Origin of the sequence: Mycobacterium barrassiae, from assembly GCF_025822765.1 — a bacterium.
GTDB lineage: Bacteria > Actinomycetota > Actinomycetes > Mycobacteriales > Mycobacteriaceae > Mycobacterium > Mycobacterium barrassiae.
Genome location: NZ_JACKUK010000016.1, coordinates 1 through 17,791 on the forward strand (window position 1 = coordinate 1; position 17,791 = coordinate 17,791).

General features: G+C 64.3%; 13 protein-coding genes and 2 rRNA genes. 8 read left to right on the top strand and 7 right to left on the bottom strand.

Going from position 1 to position 17,791, the window contains the following annotated elements:
- Together H7J93_RS05840 and rrf are read left to right on the top strand one after the other, a co-directional pair.
- Window positions 1-2,685, top strand: a 23S ribosomal RNA gene (locus H7J93_RS05840); the annotation flags it as partial.
- Between the two features lie 128 nt (window positions 2,686-2,813).
- Window positions 2,814-2,928, top strand: a 5S ribosomal RNA gene (gene rrf, locus H7J93_RS05845).
- Window positions 2,929-2,972: 44 nt separating this feature from the next.
- Here rrf and H7J93_RS05850 read toward each other — a convergent pair.
- A complete protein-coding gene (locus H7J93_RS05850; RefSeq protein WP_267305357.1) occupies window positions 2,973-3,473 on the bottom strand; it encodes a methylated-DNA--[protein]-cysteine S-methyltransferase in 501 nt (166 codons plus the stop codon).
- Entirely contained in the window at window positions 3,473-4,957 is a 1,485-nt protein-coding gene (locus H7J93_RS05855) for a DNA-3-methyladenine glycosylase 2 family protein (RefSeq protein ID WP_267305358.1), read from the bottom strand. Before H7J93_RS05855 ends, H7J93_RS05850 begins: the two co-directional genes overlap by 1 nt.
- A 285-nt stretch (window positions 4,958-5,242) precedes the next feature.
- Here H7J93_RS05855 and H7J93_RS05860 point away from each other — a divergent pair, with 285 nt between their 5' ends.
- Window positions 5,243-5,746: a hypothetical protein gene (locus tag H7J93_RS05860; protein ID WP_267305359.1), complete on the top strand. Its 504-nt coding sequence runs from the start codon at window positions 5,243-5,245 to the stop codon at window positions 5,744-5,746.
- Window positions 5,747-5,751: 5 nt separating this feature from the next.
- Here the strand turns inward: H7J93_RS05860 and H7J93_RS05865 are convergent, their stop codons facing one another.
- Together H7J93_RS05865 and H7J93_RS05870 are read right to left on the bottom strand one after the other, a co-directional pair.
- Complete coding sequence (locus tag H7J93_RS05865; protein WP_267305931.1) at window positions 5,752-7,548, bottom strand: fatty acyl-AMP ligase; 1,797 nt, start codon at window positions 7,546-7,548, stop codon at window positions 5,752-5,754.
- An 82-nt stretch (window positions 7,549-7,630) separates the two neighbouring features.
- Window positions 7,631-9,235: an adenylate/guanylate cyclase domain-containing protein gene (locus H7J93_RS05870; RefSeq protein WP_267305360.1), complete on the bottom strand. Its 1,605-nt coding sequence runs from the start codon at window positions 9,233-9,235 to the stop codon at window positions 7,631-7,633.
- 46 nt (window positions 9,236-9,281) lie between these two features.
- Here H7J93_RS05870 and nucS point away from each other — a divergent pair, with 46 nt between their 5' ends.
- Window positions 9,282-9,953 carry an endonuclease NucS gene (nucS, locus tag H7J93_RS05875; protein ID WP_267305361.1) on the top strand — a complete coding sequence of 224 codons (672 nt, stop codon included), beginning with the start codon at window positions 9,282-9,284 and terminating at the stop codon, window positions 9,951-9,953.
- 2 nt (window positions 9,954-9,955) lie between these two features.
- Window positions 9,956-10,252 (top strand): Rv1322 family protein, encoded by a 297-nt coding sequence (locus tag H7J93_RS05880; RefSeq protein ID WP_267305362.1) that lies wholly within the window; start codon window positions 9,956-9,958, stop codon window positions 10,250-10,252.
- An 8-nt stretch (window positions 10,253-10,260) separates the two neighbouring features.
- On the opposite strand, the gene mce is transcribed toward H7J93_RS05880, so the two are convergent.
- The gene (gene mce / locus H7J93_RS05885) at window positions 10,261-10,731 is read right to left on the bottom strand and encodes a methylmalonyl-CoA epimerase (RefSeq protein WP_267305363.1); all 471 of its coding nucleotides are present in this window, start codon (window positions 10,729-10,731) and stop codon (window positions 10,261-10,263) included.
- A gap of 80 nt (window positions 10,732-10,811) precedes the next feature.
- Between mce and H7J93_RS05890 the strand changes: the two genes are divergently transcribed.
- Genes H7J93_RS05890 through H7J93_RS05900 form a run of 3 tightly spaced genes read left to right on the top strand, consistent with a single transcriptional unit; the run spans window position 10,812 to window position 13,307 of the window.
- A complete protein-coding gene (locus H7J93_RS05890) occupies window positions 10,812-11,993 on the top strand; it encodes an acetyl-CoA C-acetyltransferase (RefSeq protein ID WP_267305364.1) in 1,182 nt (393 codons plus the stop codon).
- Between the two features lie 44 nt (window positions 11,994-12,037).
- Window positions 12,038-12,409, top strand: coding sequence for a DUF3817 domain-containing protein (locus H7J93_RS05895; RefSeq protein ID WP_267305365.1), 372 nt, complete (start codon window positions 12,038-12,040; stop codon window positions 12,407-12,409).
- A 13-nt stretch (window positions 12,410-12,422) separates the two neighbouring features.
- Window positions 12,423-13,307, top strand: a complete 885-nt coding sequence (locus tag H7J93_RS05900) for a tetratricopeptide repeat protein (protein ID WP_267305366.1) — start codon at window positions 12,423-12,425, stop codon at window positions 13,305-13,307.
- Window positions 13,308-13,402: 95 nt separating this feature from the next.
- Here H7J93_RS05900 and glgB read toward each other — a convergent pair whose 3' ends face one another.
- Both glgB and H7J93_RS05910 read right to left on the bottom strand, forming a co-directional pair.
- Window positions 13,403-15,610, bottom strand: a complete 2,208-nt coding sequence (gene glgB / locus H7J93_RS05905; RefSeq protein WP_267305367.1) for a 1,4-alpha-glucan branching protein GlgB — start codon at window positions 15,608-15,610, stop codon at window positions 13,403-13,405.
- Between the two features lie 4 nt (window positions 15,611-15,614).
- Window positions 15,615-17,705: an alpha-1,4-glucan--maltose-1-phosphate maltosyltransferase gene (locus H7J93_RS05910; protein ID WP_267305368.1), complete on the bottom strand. Its 2,091-nt coding sequence runs from the start codon at window positions 17,703-17,705 to the stop codon at window positions 15,615-15,617.
- Window positions 17,706-17,791 lie beyond the last annotated feature (86 nt).

Consider the following 17,791-nt stretch of genomic DNA (forward strand, 5'->3'; position numbering starts at 1 on the left):
TTGGTGTAGTGGTGTGTTCTGGACCCGAAGCGGAGTGATCTACCCATGGCCAGGGTGAAGCGCGGGTAAGACCGCGTGGAGGCCCGAACCCACTTAGGTTGAAGACTGAGGGGATGAGTTGTGGGTAGGGGTGAAAGGCCAATCAAACTCCGTGATAGCTGGTTCTCCCCGAAATGCATTTAGGTGCAGCGTCGCATTTTTCTTGTTGGAGGTAGAGCTACTGGATGGCCGATGGGCCCTACTAGGTTACTGACGTCAGCCAAACTCCGAATGCCGANAAGACAGACAGTGNGGCAGTGAGACGGCGGGGGATAAGCTCCGTGCGTCGAGAGGGAAACAGCCCAGATCGCCGGCTAAGGCCCCTAAGCGTGTGCTAAGTGGAAAAGGATGTGCAGTCGCGAAGACAACCAGGAGGTTGGCTTAGAAGCAGCCACCCTTGAAAGAGTGCGTAATAGCTCACTGGTCAAGTGATTGTGCGCCGATAATGTAGCGGGGCTCAAGCACACCGCCGAAGCCGCGGCAGCCNAGACAACCAGGAGGTTGGCTTAGAAGCAGCCACCCTTGAAAGAGTGCGTAATAGCTCACTGGTCAAGTGATTGTGCGCCGATAATGTAGCGGGGCTCAAGCACACCGCCGAAGCCGCGGCAGCCAATTTGGCTGGGTAGGGGAGCGTCCTGCATCCGGTGAAGCCACAGAGTGATCTCGTGGTGGAGGGTGTGGGAGTGAGAATGCAGGCATGAGTAGCGATAAGGCAAGTGAGAACCTTGCCCGCCGGAAGACCAAGGGTTCCTGGGCCAGGCCAGTCCGCCCAGGGTGAGTCGGGACCTAAGGCGAGGCCGACAGGCGTAGTCGATGGACAACGGGTTGATATTCCCGTACCCGTGTATGAGCGTCCCTGATGAATCAGTGGTACTAACCACCCAAAACCGGTTCGACGGATCCCTTCGGGGTGATGCGGACTGGGGCTGCGTGGGACCTTCACTGGTAGTAGTCAAGCGATGGGGTGACGCAGGAAGGCAGCCGTACCAGTCAGTGGTAATACTGGGGCAAACCTGTAGGACGAGACATAGGCAAATCCGTGTCTCATATGTCTGAGAGGTGATGCATAGCCGAGTGAGGCGAATTCGGTGATCCTATGCTGTCGAGAAAAGCCTCTAGCGAGCGCATACACGGCCCGTACCCCAAACCAACACAGGTGGTCAGGTAGAGAATACCGAGGCGTACGAGTGAACTATGGTTAAGGAACTCGGCAAAATGCCCCCGTAACTTCGGGAGAAGGGGGACCCCCATACCGTCAACACCCTTGCGGTGGGTAGCGGGAGGGGGTGGCACAAACCAGTGAGAAGCGACTGTTTACTAAAAACACAGGTCCGTGCGAAGTCGCAAGACGATGTATACGGACTGACGCCTGCCCGGTGCTGGAAGGTTAAGAGGACCCNAGCGGGAGGGGGTGGCACAAACCAGTGAGAAGCGACTGTTTACTAAAAACACAGGTCCGTGCGAAGTCGCAAGACGATGTATACGGACTGACGCCTGCCCGGTGCTGGAAGGTTAAGAGGACCCGTTAACCCTTCGGGGTGAAGCGGAGAATTTAAGCCCCAGTAAACGGCGGTGGTAACTATAACCATCCTAAGGTAGCGAAATTCCTTGTCGGGTAAGTTCCGACCTGCACGAATGGCGTAACGACTTCTCAGCTGTCTCAACCATAGACTCGGCGAAATTGCATTACGAGTAAAGATGCTCGTTACGCGCGGCAGGACGAAAAGACCCCGGGACCTTCACTACAACTTGGTATTGGTGCTCGATACGGTTGTGGAGTCGTTGTTGAAATACCACTCTGATCGTATTGGGCCTCTAACCTCGAACCGTTTATCCGGTTCAGGGACAGTGCCTGGCGGGTAGTTTAACTGGGGCGGTTGCCTCCTAAAAAGTAACGGAGGCGCCCAAAGGTTCCCTCAACCTGGACGGCAATCAGGTGTTGAGTGTAAGTGCACAAGGGAGCTTGACTGCGAGACGGACATGTCAAGCAGGGACGAAAGTCGGGACTAGTGATCCGGCACCCCCGAGTGGAAGGGGTGTCGCTCAACGGATAAAAGGTACCCCGGGGATAACAGGCTGATCTTCCCCAAGAGTCCATATCGACGGGATGGTTTGGCACCTCGATGTCGGCTCGTCGCATCCTGGGGCTGGAGCAGGTCCCAAGGGTTGGGCTGTTCGCCCATTAAAGCGGCACGCGAGCTGGGTTTAGAACGTCGTGAGACAGTTCGGTCTCTATCCGCCGCGCGCGTCAGAAGCTTGAGGAAACCTGTCCCTAGTACGAGAGGACCGGGACGGACGAACCTCTGGTCCACCAGTTGTCCCACCAGGGGCACCGCTGGATAGCCACGTTCGGACAGGATAACCGCTGAAAGCATCTAAGCGGGAAACCCCCTCCAAGACCAGGCTTCTCACCCATTNGGACGAACCTCTGGTCCACCAGTTGTCCCACCAGGGGCACCGCTGGATAGCCACGTTCGGACAGGATAACCGCTGAAAGCATCTAAGCGGGAAACCCCCTCCAAGACCAGGCTTCTCACCCATTAAGTGGGATAAGGCCCCCCGCAGACCACGGGATCGATAGACCAGACCTACACGCACCGCAAGGTGTTCAGGGAACTGGCACTAACCGGCCGAAAACTTACACACAACCCACCTCGCAACCACACACACATCCACAAACATCACGACACCCACCCCACCACCAAAAACACCCACGGGGCAATGCTCAAAAGGATTCCCACCCAGCGTGGGTCACTTTGACAAGTGAATAACGTTACGGCGGTCCATAGCGGCAGGGAAACGCCCGGACCCATCCCGAACCCGGAAGCTAAGCCTGCCAGCGCCGATGATACTACCCAACACGGGTGGAAAAGTAGGACACCGCCGAACACAAATTTGTTGGGGGGCACAGGCATTCGTGGGGCTGTTCCGTCCTAGAACAAGGTCGGAGCAGCGCCGACTCGCTTCTTCTCCATGTCGAGAAGCGCCCGTTTACGATCGAGTCCACCGCCGTATCCGGTGAGGCTTCCGTTGGAACCGATCACCCGATGGCACGGCACGATGATGCCGATCGGGTTGTGACCGTTGGCCAGTCCGACCGCGCGAAACGCACCAGGCGATCCGATCTGCCTGGCGATCTCACCATATGAGCGCGTCTCCCCGTAGGGGATCGTCAGCAGGGCGGCCCATACCCGACGCTGAAAGTCGGTACCGACCAGATCGAGAGCGAGGTCGAAATCGGTTCGCGCCCCAGCGAAATAGGCCTCGAGCTGTTCGACGGCATCGGGAAACGCATCGTCATCGACCTTCCAACCGTCGCGGCTCGGCTCGTAGGTCTGGTCGACCATCCGCAAGTGCCGCAACCGCCCGTTCTTGCCGGCCAAGGTGAGCAGACCGACCGGGCTGTCGACAGCGCGAAATTGCAGAGTTTCCATCATTTCTCCTTTGGCGGCCACTCGTTGACCGCGTGATCCAAAGCTGTCCACAGATGTTGGGTCGCATATGACCGCCATGGCCGCCACCGCATGCTGTGCTCAGTGAGTGGCCGCGGCTCGGCCGGCAAGCCACGCTGCTGCGCCGCCACGCGCACTCCAAGATCGCTGGCGGGGAACGCATCTGGATCACCGAGCCCGCGCATCGCGATCACCTCGGCCGTCCACGGTCCGACCCCGGGCAGCTCCATCAGCTGCGTGCGGGCGCGGTCCCAGTCGCATCCGGCGTCCAGCACCACATCACCGTTGGCCAGCGCCCTGATCATGGCGATCAGCGACCGCTGGCGGGACTTCGGAAAAGCAAGATGCACGGGATCGATCTCAGCAAGGTCTTCCACCGCGGGGAACACGTGTGTGAGACCACCATCGACATCGGAGACCGGCTGACCGTAGGCAGTGACGATGCGGTGGGCGTGGGTACGGGCTGCCTTCATCGACACCTGCTGCCCGAGCACAACCCGCAGTGCCAGTTCCTGTTCGTCGACGGTCCGCGGTATCCGCTGCCCCGGTGCCTTGGCCACCAACACGCTGAGGTCGGTGTCGGCACTGAGCGCGTCAACGACCGCCTCGGGATCGGCGTCGAGGTCGAGCAGGCGCCGGCAGCGTGCGATCGCCGCGGCCAGATCGCGGAAGTCGTCCAGCACGATCTCGCATCGCACGTGGTCGGGTTGTGGTGTGAGACTAACGATTCCGTTGCCATTGGCCAGCCTCACGGTCCGTCGATAGCTGCCGTCGCGTACCTCTTCGACACCGGGTACCGCGCTGGCCGCCAGATGGCCGAACAAGCCCTCGTAGGCGAACGGCGTGCGCACCGGCAGTCGTAGGGACAGCGTTCCCGGCGCACCGTCACTGCGGCTGAACTTCGCGCGCGCACGTTGGCGCAACGCGGTCGGAGTCAGATCACATACCGCTCGGACCGTGTCGTTGAACTGCCGGATGCTGGAGAACCCGGCAGCGAACGCAACGTCGCTGAACGGCAACTCGGTCGTTTCGATGAGCACGCGGGCGGTCTGCGTGCGCTGCGCTCGCGCCAGCGTGAGCGGATTCGCCCCGACCTCAGCCTGCAGCAGACGCTCGAGTTGGCGTGTGGTGTATCCGACGCGCGCAGCGAGGCCGGTGACACCTTCACGGTCGACGGTGCCGTCGGTGATGAGTCGCATCGCCCTGGCGACCACGTCGCCGCGCATGTTCCACTCCGGTGATCCGGGGGAGGCGTCCGGTCGGCACCGCTTGCAGGCGCGGAAACCGGCCTTCTGTGCGGCGGCGGCGGTGGGGTAAAACCGCATGTTGCGTGCGTAGGGCGGGCGGACCGGGCAGCTGGGCCTGCAGTAGATCTTCGTGGTGAGCACGGCGGTGACAAACCAGCCGTCGAACCGGGCGTCCTTCGACTGGACGGCCCGGTAATAGCGGTCGAAATCCTCGTGCATGGCTCCCACAATTACACGCGCGCACCGACAACACTGGCGGAAAACCGACATGGTCGTCGTTGGGTGCGTCCGGTGCGAATCAGCCTGGTCGGGATCTCAATGCTTGACGACGGGTCAGCGTCGAACGTGGGCTACGCTGGGCCCCTTTGGACTGGCACGCTACCTGTCCGGAAACAGCCCAGACGCCTGAAACGGCGGGCCACCGGTCTCAAGGCCCTAACGATCTCGTCAATTGTCGGCATCGTCACTCGCACAATAGGACCCGCTGTGTTCTGGTGTATGGCGATGTCCACTCGTGTGCTGTCCATCCTTCGTTTGTCCGCCGCCGCCGCGGCATTCGCAGTGCTGGCCGGTGTCGAATGGGGCGCGGCCAATGCGGCGCCCACCGCCGACAATCAGGGATACGTCAACTCCACCGCGCGATGCGCCTCACCCAGCGAGACCGTCGTCTTCGGCAGCACGGAATCATCGCGGGTGGCGATATGCGAGGTCGACGGCGAGTACGTCTACCGCGGCGTCCGACTCCGTGACGGCGCAAAGTTGGTTATCCCCGCCACCAAGTCGGGCGATGGCTACACCGCCGAGAACAACGGCATCACGTACACCGTCACCGAGGATTCGTTGGTCGTCAGCACGGGCTCGCGGGTGATCCGTGAGGAAACGATGATCGACTTCCACACCGCGCAGATGACCGAGGTGGGTGCATCACCGCCAGAGGCCCAGACATCAACGCCCACAACGCCATTGCCGCCGCCTCTGCCCGCCGAAGTCGGCGGCGAAGCCAGCTGATCTGACTACCCGCGCAGTTCTCCCCGGAGATACTCGGCGCGGCATGCGCGACGGGCGAGCTTGCCGCTGGTCGTGCGCGGGATGGCGCCCGCGGGGACGAACCGGACATCGGCGACAGCGAGGCCGTGGACCTCGGCGACGGCCGCTCGGATCGCGACGGCGGCGGCGTCCGCGTCAGTGCGGCGGCTGCCCGACGCACGCTCAGCGACGATGACGACGCCTGCGTCGGTGGCGAACGCCGCGACGTAGCCCCGTCGCACGATCGGTGAGGCGGCCTCGGCGGTGCACTCGATGTCGTGCGGATAGTGCTGCAGGCCGTCGACCAGGATCACGTCCGCGCGGCGGCCGGTGATATACAGCTCGCCGTCGACATATACCCCGAGATCGCCGGTGCGCAGCCATGTTCCATCCGTCGACACGCCCTCGGTGTGACTTCCCGACTCCAACCGCGTACGAAGATTCGCGTCGAACGTCTGTCGTGACTCCTCGGGCCGCCCCCAGTACCGCCGCGCGGTGTTGTCGCCGTGCAGCCAGACCTCGCCAACCCTCCCATCGGGGAGTTCGGCGTGGGCGTCGGGATCCACGATGGCGGCCCACTGGCTTCGAGCGACCTGCCCGCAGGACACGTGTGGGACGGCCCCGACTGCATCTGCGGGAACACGGACCGCTCGGCCTTCAGCCAGCTGCCGTCGATCGAGGTAAGCGACCGTCGGGCGGGCCGACGGAGCGATGGTCGACACGAACAGGGTTGCCTCGGCGATCCCGTACGACGGTTTGATCGCTGTGGGCGGCAAGCCGTACGGAGCAAACGCGTCACTGAACGCGGTGATGGCATCGATGCTGACGGGTTCGGAGCCGACGATCATCACCACATTGCCGAGGTCGAGATCCTCGCCGGGCCCGGGTAACCCGCGCTGGGCGGTGTACTCGTAGGCGAAGTTCGGTGCCGCGGTGACAACCCGCCCATGCCGCGACCCGTCGGCAAGCGCACGAATCCAACGCTGCGGCCGGCGAATGAAGGCCGTCGGCGACATCAGCGTCGAATGACCGCCGTACACCGCCGGGAAGCCGATCATCGACAACCCCATGTCGTGGTACAGCGGTAACCAGCTGACGCCGTGGGTATTTCGGTCAAGCAGGTCGATCGAAAGGATCATCTGCAACAAGTTGGTCCCGACCGCGCGGTGGGTGATCTCCACACCGACCGGCGGACGCGTCGACCCGGAGGTGTACTGCAGATGCGAGACATCGTCCACCTCGAGGTCGACGGCGACGAACGCGTCGGCGGCGTCGTCTGGAACGTCGTCCACCGCGATGACGGGCAGTGAACGCGTGAATGCGAAGTGGGCGAGGAAGTCTCGTACCTTTTCGACCGACGCGCTCGCCGTCAGAATGGCCGTGGGCCGCGCATCGCGCAGCGCCGTTTCGAGGCGTTCGGCGTGGCCGTGAAGTTCCGGGGCGAACAACGGCACCGCGATCGTGCCCGCCTTCACGGCCGCGAAAAAGGCCGCGACGTACGCGAGGCCCTGCGGCGCCAGGATGGCCACCCGATCTCCCCTGGATGTCACCTGTTGCACCCGGGCGCCGACGGCACGCATCCGGCGGCCCAACTGGTTCCAGGTCAACTCGTCGGGCGCTCCACTGTCCGACACCGCGAAATCCAGGTACCGATAGGCGACCGCGTCGCCGACGTTGGCGATGTTGCGGTCGATGAGCGATATCAGCGTCACTCCGGGCGGCAGCACGATGCCACCGTCGGCATCGAGACAGTCCTCGATCTGCAGCAGGCCCTCGCCGGCCATCGAACCGCGCACGCCCCAATCTTAGTTAGCGTGACGGCAAGTATCACTTACCTGACAGGTCGATGTGACCAAGCGCGCACGGTCAGACGGGCAGCGCGAGCCGAGTCGGTTCGTCGTATCCGCGCAACGTCACCGAATCGCCGAGGGTCCAGTGCGCACGCTCTTCTTCGTCTGCATTCGAGACCGCCTCGGACGACGCCAGCAGGTGTCCGGGTACCTCTTTGGCGAGTTCGCAGAGTCGCGCGGCCTCGTTGACCGGGTCGCCGATCACGGTGTATTCGAAGCGTTCGTGCGCGCCCACGTTGCCGGCGACCGCCTCGCCGGCCGCGATGCCGATGCCGGCTTCGCATTCGGGTGCCTCGTCGCGGATCCGCCTGGCGATCGCCCGCCCCGCGGCCAGTGCCTCGCCTTCCGGATTGTCGAGATGATTGGGCGCACCGAACACGGCCAGCGCGGCATCACCCTCGAACTTGTTGACGAACCCGTGGTGGCGATCGACTTCGTCGACGATGACCGCGAAGAACCGGTTCAACAGGTCCACCACCTCGGTCGCGGGTCGACCGGTCACCAGCTGGGTGGACCCGATGATGTCGACGAAGATCACCGCGACGTGGCGCTCCTCGCCGCCCAACTTCGGGCGCTGCTGTTCCGCCGCCGCGGCCACCTCACGGCCGACATGACGACCGAACAGATCCCGAACACGCTCGCGCTCACGCAATCCCGCGACCATCGAGTTGAACCCTCGCTGCAGCTGGCCGAGTTCGGTGCCGTCGAACACGACCACGTTGGTGCGGAGGTCGCCTTCCTCGACGCGGGTGAGGGCGTCGCGGACCACGCGCACCGGAGTGACGGTGAGCCAGGACAGGATCCACATCAGAATCGCTCCGAAGAGCAACGCGAACAGCGCGAGAATCATGACGGCGACGGTGAACTGCTTCGGTGTGACGTTCTGCTGGAACAACGTGATCCCGGCAGCGAGGAAGATGCCGAGTACCGGTACGCCAGAGCCAAGAGCCCAGACCAGCATCGTGCGGCCCATCAGCCCTTCGGTGAGACGACGCGGCGGCTCACCCGCCTCGAGCGCCTGAGCGGCGACCGGCCGCAGGGCGAACTCGGTGAACAGGAAGCAACTGGCTGAGACGACGATGCCGGGGAAGCTGACGCCCAACAGCCATTTCGGGATGTAGTCGGTATCCACCTGCGCGTACAACGCGGTGAGCACGATGGTGCCGACGCCCCACAGGAACAGCAACACGCGGGTCAGCCGCCAAGGGGCGAGGAAGGTGTTGCGCTCGTCCTCGCGCGTCGGTTGTCGCTCCTCGATCGCCCAGCGCACATTGTTCATGACGCGAGTAGTCGCCCAGACCACCCCGACGATCAGCGCGGTCAAAACGTAGATCGGTACCGCGATGAACGTGATCCAGCGGACCTCCGGCTCGAACACGCTGGGCGTCGGAAAAGCGACGATGACGACCAGCGCCGCTACTGCGATTCCGATCAGATTCGCCGTGACGATGAAGACCGTCAAGATGATCTGGATGCGGACTCGTCGTCTGCGTTGACTCTCGGAGACCCGGCCCAGCACCCACGAGCCGTATTCGGGTGTCGAGGAAAGACGGCCGCCCTGCCGTGTCACCCGTTCCAGCAGGCGACCGAGCCGCTGCGGCACCGACTTGTTCACCGTCATCGTGCCCTCAGCGTAAGTTGCCGCGCCGCCGCCTAAGGTGGTTCGGGTGCGTCTCGTGATCGCCCAGTGCACTGTCGACTACGTCGGACGCTTGACGGCTCACCTGCCGTCCGCCCGGCGCCTGCTGCTCATCAAGGCCGACGGATCGGTCAGCGTCCACGCCGACGACCGCGCCTACAAGCCGCTGAACTGGATGTCTCCGCCCTGCTGGCTCACCGAAGAGTCCGAAGGACCCGTCCCGGTATGGGTGGTCGAGAACAAGGCGGGGGAGCAATTGCGCATCACCGTCGAGTCCATCGAGCACGACTCCAGCCACGAGCTCGGTGTCGACCCGGGGTTGGTCAAAGACGGCGTCGAAGCGCATCTGCAGGAGCTGCTGGCCGAGCACGTCGAGCTGCTCGGCACGGGCTACTCACTGGTGCGTCGCGAGTACATGACCGCGATCGGTCCCGTGGATCTGCTGTGTCGTGACGAGAACGGGCGCTCGGTCGCCGTCGAGATCAAACGGCGCGGCGAGATCGACGGCGTCGAACAACTCACGCGGTATCTCGAACTCCTCAACCGCGACACGCTGCTGGCTCCTGTCGCCGGCGTGTTCGCCGCCCAACAGATCAAGCCACAGGCGCGGACCTTGGCTACTGATCGTGGGATTCGTTGCGTGACTTTGGATTACGACAAGATGCGTGGCATGGACAACGACGAGTTCCGGCTCTTCTGAGCATGCCTCGGCGCCGGACACCGCCGCGCAAGCGACGAGCCGTGCCACCACTGCCCGCGAGCAGGCGGATCGAATCCGGCCCGGACGGCTACGACTATGAAGTGCACCCGGTCGCGGCCGCGCGTGCGACCAAGACCTACCGCTGCCCGGGGTGCGATCACGAAATACGTCCTGGGACCGCGCATTTGGTCGTGTGGCCAGCCGATCGCGGCGAGCAGGCGTCAGAGGACAGGCGACACTGGCACACCCCGTGCTGGGCGCATCGGGCTACCCGGGGTCCAACCAGGAAATGGTCTTGATGTAAGCGTCAGTGATCGGCGGCGGGCTCGACGAGTTCGATCAGCACACCGCCCGCATCCTTGGGATGGATGAAGTTGATCCGCGAGTTCGAGGTGCCGCGGCGCGGGGCGTCATAGAGAAGGCGAACGCCGTCTGCGCGCAGGCGCTCCGACAGGGCGTCGATGTCGCTGACCCGGTACGCAAGCTGCTGGAGCCCGGGGCCGCGCTTGTCGATGAACTTCGCAATGGTCGAGGTCTCGTCGAGCGGGGACATCAACTGGATCTGGGCGCTGCCGACGGGCGCGCCACGCACCGACAGCATGGCCTCGCGGACACCCTGCTCCTCGTTGACTTCCTCATGCAGGACGATCATGCCGAGGTTGTCGTGGTACCACTTGATGGCGACGTCGAGATCGGGGACTGCGATGCCGACATGGTCGAGCGCGGTCACCAACGCACTTGCGAGGATCGGACGGGCATCAACCTGCTCGGCAGTCATGAGCCAACGGTAACGTTTAATAGATCGGTTGCATATGCGTAATCGGTCACATCGGTCGGCAGGACCCCCGGAGGAAAAGAATGACGACGTCGGTAATTGTTGCTGGAGCTCGTACGCCGGTCGGCAAACTCATGGGGTCGCTCAAAGACTTCTCGGGTAGCGATCTGGGGGCCATCGCGATCGCCGGTGCGCTGGAAAAAGCCAAGGTCCCGGCCTCGGCCGTCGAATACGTCATCATGGGCCAGGTCCTCACCGCCGGAGCCGGGCAAATGCCAGCCAGGCAGGCGGCGGTCGGCGGAGGCATCGGCTGGGACGTGCCGTCGCTGACCATCAACAAGATGTGCCTGTCGGGTATCGACGCCATCGCACTGGCCGACCAGCTGATCCGGGCCGGCGAGTTCGACGTCGTGGTCGCGGGCGGCCAGGAATCGATGACCAAGGCGCCGCACCTGCTGATGGACAGCCGCGCCGGTTACAAGTACGGCGACGTCACCGTTCTCGACCACCTGGCCTACGACGGCCTGCACGACGTGTTCACCGATCAGCCGATGGGGGCTCTGACCGAGCAGCGCAACGAGGTTGACCAGTTCACCCGGGCCGAGCAGGACGAGTTTGCGGCGCGCTCGCACCAAAAGGCCGCTGCCGCATGGAAAGACGGCGTCTTCGCTGACGAGGTCGTACCGGTGAAGATCCCGCAGCGCAAGGGAGACCCGATCGAGTTCGCGGAAGACGAGGGCATCCGCGCCAACACCACCGCCGAGTCGCTGGCCGGGCTCAAGCCGGCGTTCCGCAAGGACGGCACCATCACCGCGGGATCGGCATCGCAGATCTCCGACGGGGCCGCCGCAGTGGTGGTGATGCGCAAGGAAAAGGCTCAGGAACTGGGGCTGACCTGGCTGTGCGAGATCGGTGCGCATGGCGTGGTGGCCGGTCCGGATTCCACGCTGCAGTCGCAGCCGGCGAATGCGATCAAGAAAGCCATTGCCCGCGAAGGCATTTCGGTTGATCAGTTGGACGTCATCGAAATCAACGAGGCGTTCTCGGCAGTGGCGTTGGCCTCGATGAAGGAGCTCGGCGTCGATCCGGAGAAGGTCAACGTCAACGGCGGTGCGATCGCCATCGGACATCCGATCGGCATGTCGGGTGCCCGGATCACCCTGCACGCCGCCCTTGAGCTGGCACGACGCGGTTCCGGCTATGCCGTCGCGGCGCTGTGCGGCGCCGGCGGCCAGGGCGACGCCCTGGTGCTACGGGCGGGCTAGAGACCTACGACACCGTGTAGTAATCCACGGGGTATTCCGGCACAATGGCGGCCATGACTGGCGCCTTTGATCTGCGGTCCGTTGCTGGGTGGTTCCGTCTGGTGGCGCTGCTCGAGGCCGTCAGCTGGGTCGGACTGCTGCTAGGCATGTATTTCAAGTACCTCGGTAGCCCCAGGACCGAGATCGGCGTCAAGATCTTCGGCATGGCGCACGGAGTGGTCTTCGTAGCCTTCGTGGTGGCGGGTTTACTGGCCGGAATCGCCTTCAGATGGGCGGTCGGAACGTGGTTGCTGGCGGTTCTTGCAAGCATCGTGCCACTCGGCAGTGTGATCTTCCTCATATGGGCCGACCGGACCGCGAAGTTCGGCGCCGGGGCCATGGCTGAACCGGGGCAGCCGGCCGTCGAAACGACGTGACAAACTTGTGGGCGTGACTCGTCCACGTCCTGTTGCTGCGTCCATGGCTGGTGCGATCGACCTTTCGGCGCTCAAACAACCGGCGTCTGCCGGGGGCGCCGGCGCGGCCGGCCCATCCGGTGGGGTCGAGGTCACCGAGGCCAATCTGGAGGCCGAGGTTCTCGTCCGCTCCACCCAGGTTCCCGTCGTCGTACTGCTGTGGTCACCGCGCAGCGACGCCAGTGTGCAGTTGGGTGAAGTGCTGGGGAGCCTCGCCGCGGCCGACGGCGGTAAGTGGGCGCTCGCGACGGTCAACGTCGACACCACCCCGAAGGTGGCGCAGATGTTCGGCGTGCAGGCCATCCCGACCGTCATCGCTCTGGGTGCCGGCCAACCGCTGTCGAGTTTTCAGGGAATGCAGCCGCCGGAGCAGCTGCGCGGCTGGATCGACTCTCTTCTGAAGGCGACCGCGGGGAAGCTCAGCGGCGGAGGCGAGGATTCCGAACAGGTCGACCCCCAGCTGGCCCAGGCGCGGGCGCATCTGGAGGCCGGTGACTTCGACGCCGCGCGAGAGGCGTATCAGGCGATCCTGGATGCCAGGCCCAACGATGCGGAGGCCAAGGGTGCGGTGCGTCAGATCGCGTTCCTGCAGCGGGCATCCGCGCACAGCCCCGATGCGGTGGCTACGGCCGATGCCGCCCCCGACGACATCGAGGCGGCGTTCGCCGCGGCCGACGTGGAAATCCTGCAGCAGAACATCGAGGCTGCGTTCGATCGCCTGATCGCATTGTTCAAGCGCACCAAGGACGACGACCGCACGCGGGTCCGCACCCGGCTGATCGAGCTGTTCGATCTCTTCGATCCTGCCGACCCCGAGGTCATCGCGGGCCGGCGCAAGTTGGCCAACGCGCTGTACTGAGCCCGCGGAGCACCCCGCCGAGCAGACGCGAAAACCCCTATTTCGCTGCGAAATGGGGGGTTTCGCGTCTAGCCGTGAGAGGAAAGTGACGCGCGCTAGTCGACGGGTTCGAACCACAGCGCCGCCAGCGGAGGCAACACCATGACCGCAGAGGCCGGCCGACCGTGCCACGGCTCGTCGGTCGCCTCGACCGCGCCGTAGTTGCCGATGCCCGACCCGTTGTAGATGTCGGCGTCGGAGTTGAGAACCTCCCGCCAGGTGCCCGCATGTGGCAGGCCGAGGCGATAGCGGCTGTGTTCTGAGCCCGAGAAGTTGAACACACACGCCAGTTTGGAGCCGTCATCGCCGAACCGCAGGAAGCTCAGCACGTTGTTGGCCGAGTCGTTGGCGTCGATCCACGAATAACCCTCCGGCTTCGTGTCCTGAGACCACAGTGCTCGCCTGGTGCGGTAGATCTCGTTCATGTCCTGCACGAACCGCTGCACGCCCGTGGAGAAACTGTTCTCGTCCAGCTGATACCAGTCGACGCCGCGCTCCTCCGACCACTCGGCACGCTGGCCGAACTCCTGCCCCATGAACAGCAACTGCTTGCCGGGGTGGGCCCACTGGTAGGCGAGCAGGCCGCGCAGTCCCGCGGCTTTGGTGTGGTCGTTGCCCGGCATGCGACCCCACAGCGTGCCCTTGCCGTGCACCACCTCGTCGTGACTGATGGGCAGCACGAAGTTCTCGCTGAACGCGTAGAGCATCGAGAACGTGATCTCGTGATGGTGGTAGCTGCGGTGAATGGGATCCCGCTTGATGAACTCCAGCGTGTCGTTCATCCAGCCCATGTTCCACTTCATCGAGAAGCCAAGGCCACCAAGGTTCGTCGCCCGCGTCACACCCGGCCATGACGTCGACTCCTCGGCGACTGTGACGATGCCCGGTGCGAGCTTATGCACCGTGGCGTTCATCTCCTGGAGGAACTGCACGGCCTCGAGGTTCTCCCGGCCGCCGTACACGTTCGGCGTCCAACCACCTTCGGGTCGCGAATAATCCAGGTAGAGCATCGACGCGACGGCATCGACGCGTAACCCGTCGATGTGATACTCCTGCAGCCAGTACAGCGCGTTGGCCACCAGGAAGTTGCGGACCTCGGCGCGACCGAAGTCGAATACGTAAGTGCCCCAGTCGAGTTGCTCGCCGCGGCGGGGGTCGGAGTGTTCGTAGAGCGCGGTGCCGTCGAAGCGGCCCAGCGCCCAGGCATCCTTGGGGAAGTGGGCGGGCACCCAGTCCATGATCACGCCGATGCCGGCCTGGTGCAGGGTGTCCACCACGTGGCGGAACTCGTCGGGGGTGCCCAATCGCGCCGTCGGCGCGTAGTAGGACGTCACCTGATAACCCCACGAACCGCCGAACGGATGCTCGGCGACGGGCATCAACTCGACGTGGGTGAACCCGTTGGACACCACGTATTCGGTGAGTTCAGTGGCCAATTCGCGGTAGCTCAGGCCCGGGCGCCACGACATCAGGTGCACCTCGTAGGTGCTCATCGGTTCGAAAACCGGATTCTCGCGGGCGCGACGCTCCATCCACTTGTCGTCCTGCCAGGTGTATTCGCTCTGCGTGACCTTCGACGCCGTCTGCGGCGGCACCTCGGTGGCGAACGCCATCGGGTCGGCGCGGTCGCTGACCGAACCGTCGGCGCCGTGCACCCGGAACTTGTACAGTCCGCCGATTTCGAAACCGGGCCAGAACAGCTCCCAGACCCCGGTCGAACCGAGCACGCGCAGCTGCGCCTCGTTGCCGTCCCAGTGGTTGAACTCGCCGATCAGGCTGACGCCCTTGGCATTTGGCGCCCACACCGCGAAGGATACGCCGTGGACCACGCCGTCGGGTGTGGTGAAACTGCGGGGATGCGCGCCGAGAATCTCCCAGAGGCGCTCGTGGCGACCCTCCGCGAACAGGTGCAGATCGATCTCCCCGAGGGTGGGCAGGAACCGGTACGCATCGGCGACGGTGTGTACGACCTGACCGTCGCCGCCGGGATAGGCGATCTCGAGCCGGTAGTCCATCAGGTTCGTCATCGGCAGCGCGACGGCGAAAAGCCCGCCCTCGATGTGCTGGAACGGATATCGCTCGCCGCCCACGAGGGCCGCCACCTCCACCGCGTGGGGTCGGTAGGCGCGGATGACCGTGTGGTCGCCGTATTCATGCGCACCCAGGATCGAGTGCGGGTCGTGGTGTTCGCCGGCAAGCAGACGGTTCAGATCGGCTGTGTGCGGGCGGAGGTTCGGGCTCGTGCGTTGGTTGGTCTGCGTCATCTCGTCACTCCCTACGCAGTAGGTTGAGTCGTTGGTCGGCCGGCACCTGGGGCATGTTCAGCACGTGCGCCACCGCCCTTGCCGGGTCGAGGCGGACGTAATTTGCTTGTCCCCACTGATATTCGTCGCCGGTGATTTCGTCGCGCACCCAGAAGCGGTCGTACGGTTCCATCCCCAACGCGCCCATGTCGAGCCAGAGTGTGGCCTCTTCGGGGCCGAACGGGTTGAGCGTCACCACCACCAGCACCTGATCGCCCGTCACCGGGTCGAACTTGCTGTAGGCCAACAAGCCGTCGTTGTCGACATGGTGGAACTTGATGGTGCGCAGCTGATGCAGCGCGGGGTGCACGCGGCGGATCTCGTTGAGCCGGGTCAGGAACGGCTCCAGCGATTCGCCGTCGGCCAGCGCGGCCTCGAAATCGCGCGGCCGCAGTTCGTACTTCTCGGAATTGAGGTACTCCTCGCTGCCCTCGCGTACGGCGCGGTGCTCGAAGAGCTCGTATCCCGAATACACACCCCATGCCGAACTCATCGTCGAGGCCAGCACCGCCCGGATCGCGAACATGCCGGGACCGCCGTGCTGCAGGCTCTCGTGGAGGATGTCCGGGGTGTTGACGAACAGGTTGGGACGCGCGTAGTCGGCGTGCTGCGCGATCTCTTGACCGAACTCGGTGATCTCCCACTTCGCCGTCCGCCACGTGAAGTACGTGTAGGACTGCGTGAATCCGAGTTTGGCCAGACCGTATAGCCGCGCCGGCCGGGTGAACGCCTCCGAGAGGAACAGGACGTCGGGATCGTCGTTCTTCACCTTGCCGATCAGCCACGCCCAGAAGTTCGGCGGTTTGGTGTGCGGATTGTCAACCCGAAACACCTTGACCCCGTGCGAGACCCAGAACCGCACCACCCGAAGGACTTCTGCGTATAGCCCGGCGGGGTCGTTGTCGAAGTTGATCGGATAGATGTCCTGATACTTCTTCGGCGGGTTCTCGGCATAGGCGATGGTGCCGTCCGGCAGCACCGTGAACCACTCCGGATGCTCCTTGGCCCACGGATGGTCCGGTGCGCACTGCAGTGCGAGGTCCAGCGCCACTTCCATCCCGAGATCGCGAGTGGCGGCGACGAAGTCGTCGAAATCATCGATGGTGCCCAGCTGAGGATGGACCGCGTCATGGCCGCCCTCGTCGCTGCCGATCGCCCACGGCGAGCCCACGTCGCCGGGTGCGGCGGTGACCGAGTTGTTGGGGCCTTTGCGATGGACCTTGCCGATCGGATGGATAGGTGGCAGATAGACGACGTCGAAGCCCATGGCTGCGATGCGGGGCAGCGCTTTGGTGGCGGTCGCGAACGTTCCGTGGACGGGCTTACCCTTCTTGTCCCAGCCGCCGGTCGACCTCGGGAACATCTCATACCAGCTGCCGAACCGCGCCAGGGGGCGATCCACCCAAATACCGTATTGCTCTCCGCGCGTGACCAATTCGCGTAGCGGATACTCGGCGAGCAGCGCCGCCACTTCGTCTGACAGCGCCGCACCGGCCCTGGCGAACGGGTCGCCGGGTTGGCGCAGCGCTTCGGCCGCCGCGATGATCGGGTCCCGCAGCTTACGAGGCACACCGGTCGAGGCGCGTTCGAGCAACCGCGCTCCGACGAGCAGATCGTTGGACAGTTCGACTTCGCCCTGGCCGGCATCCAGCTTGGCGGTGACGGCCTTGCGCCACGTCGTGATCGGATCACCCCACCCGTCCACGCGGAACGTCCACAGCCCGACGGAATCGGGCGTGAACTGCCCGTGAAACACGTCGGGCGTCGTACCCGGGGCCATCGGCAGGTGTTGTCGCTTGATGCGTTCCCGTGGTTTGACGACCTCTTCGATGGGCACCGGCTCCGCAGCGGGAGCGGTCACCCCCGCCGGCCCGTTGACCAGCTGTGGGTAGGCCGAACCGTGGTAGCGGACGACGAGGGTGGCCGCGACGGCGTCGTGGCCCTCGCGCCACACCGTCGCCCGGACCGGCACGACTTCGCCCACGACCGCCTTGGCCGGGAACTTTCCGCCGGATACGACGGGCGCGACGTCATCGATCCCGATCCGACCGACCACTTCCCACCACTCCTTCAGCTGCGTCGTCTGAGGTCATTGACTGTGATTGCGCACCCTCGTGAACCCACTTGGCCCTATACCCACCG

Coding starts and splice junctions, on each gene's coding strand:
- H7J93_RS05850 (WP_267305357.1), bottom strand. CDS start 3,473: ATGGAAACTCTGCAATTTCGCGCTGTCGACAGCCCGGTCGGTCTGCTC.
- H7J93_RS05855 (WP_267305358.1), bottom strand. CDS start 4,957: ATGCACGAGGATTTCGACCGCTATTACCGGGCCGTCCAGTCGAAGGAC.
- H7J93_RS05860 (WP_267305359.1), top strand. CDS start 5,243: ATGTCCACTCGTGTGCTGTCCATCCTTCGTTTGTCCGCCGCCGCCGCG.
- H7J93_RS05865 (WP_267305931.1), bottom strand. CDS start 7,548: ATGGCCGGCGAGGGCCTGCTGCAGATCGAGGACTGTCTCGATGCCGAC.
- H7J93_RS05870 (WP_267305360.1), bottom strand. CDS start 9,235: ATGACGGTGAACAAGTCGGTGCCGCAGCGGCTCGGTCGCCTGCTGGAA.
- H7J93_RS05880 (WP_267305362.1), top strand. CDS start 9,956: ATGCCTCGGCGCCGGACACCGCCGCGCAAGCGACGAGCCGTGCCACCA.
- mce (WP_267305363.1), bottom strand. CDS start 10,731: ATGACTGCCGAGCAGGTTGATGCCCGTCCGATCCTCGCAAGTGCGTTG.
- H7J93_RS05890 (WP_267305364.1), top strand. CDS start 10,812: ATGACGACGTCGGTAATTGTTGCTGGAGCTCGTACGCCGGTCGGCAAA.
- H7J93_RS05895 (WP_267305365.1), top strand. CDS start 12,038: ATGGCGGCCATGACTGGCGCCTTTGATCTGCGGTCCGTTGCTGGGTGG.
- glgB (WP_267305367.1), bottom strand. CDS start 15,610: ATGACGCAGACCAACCAACGCACGAGCCCGAACCTCCGCCCGCACACA.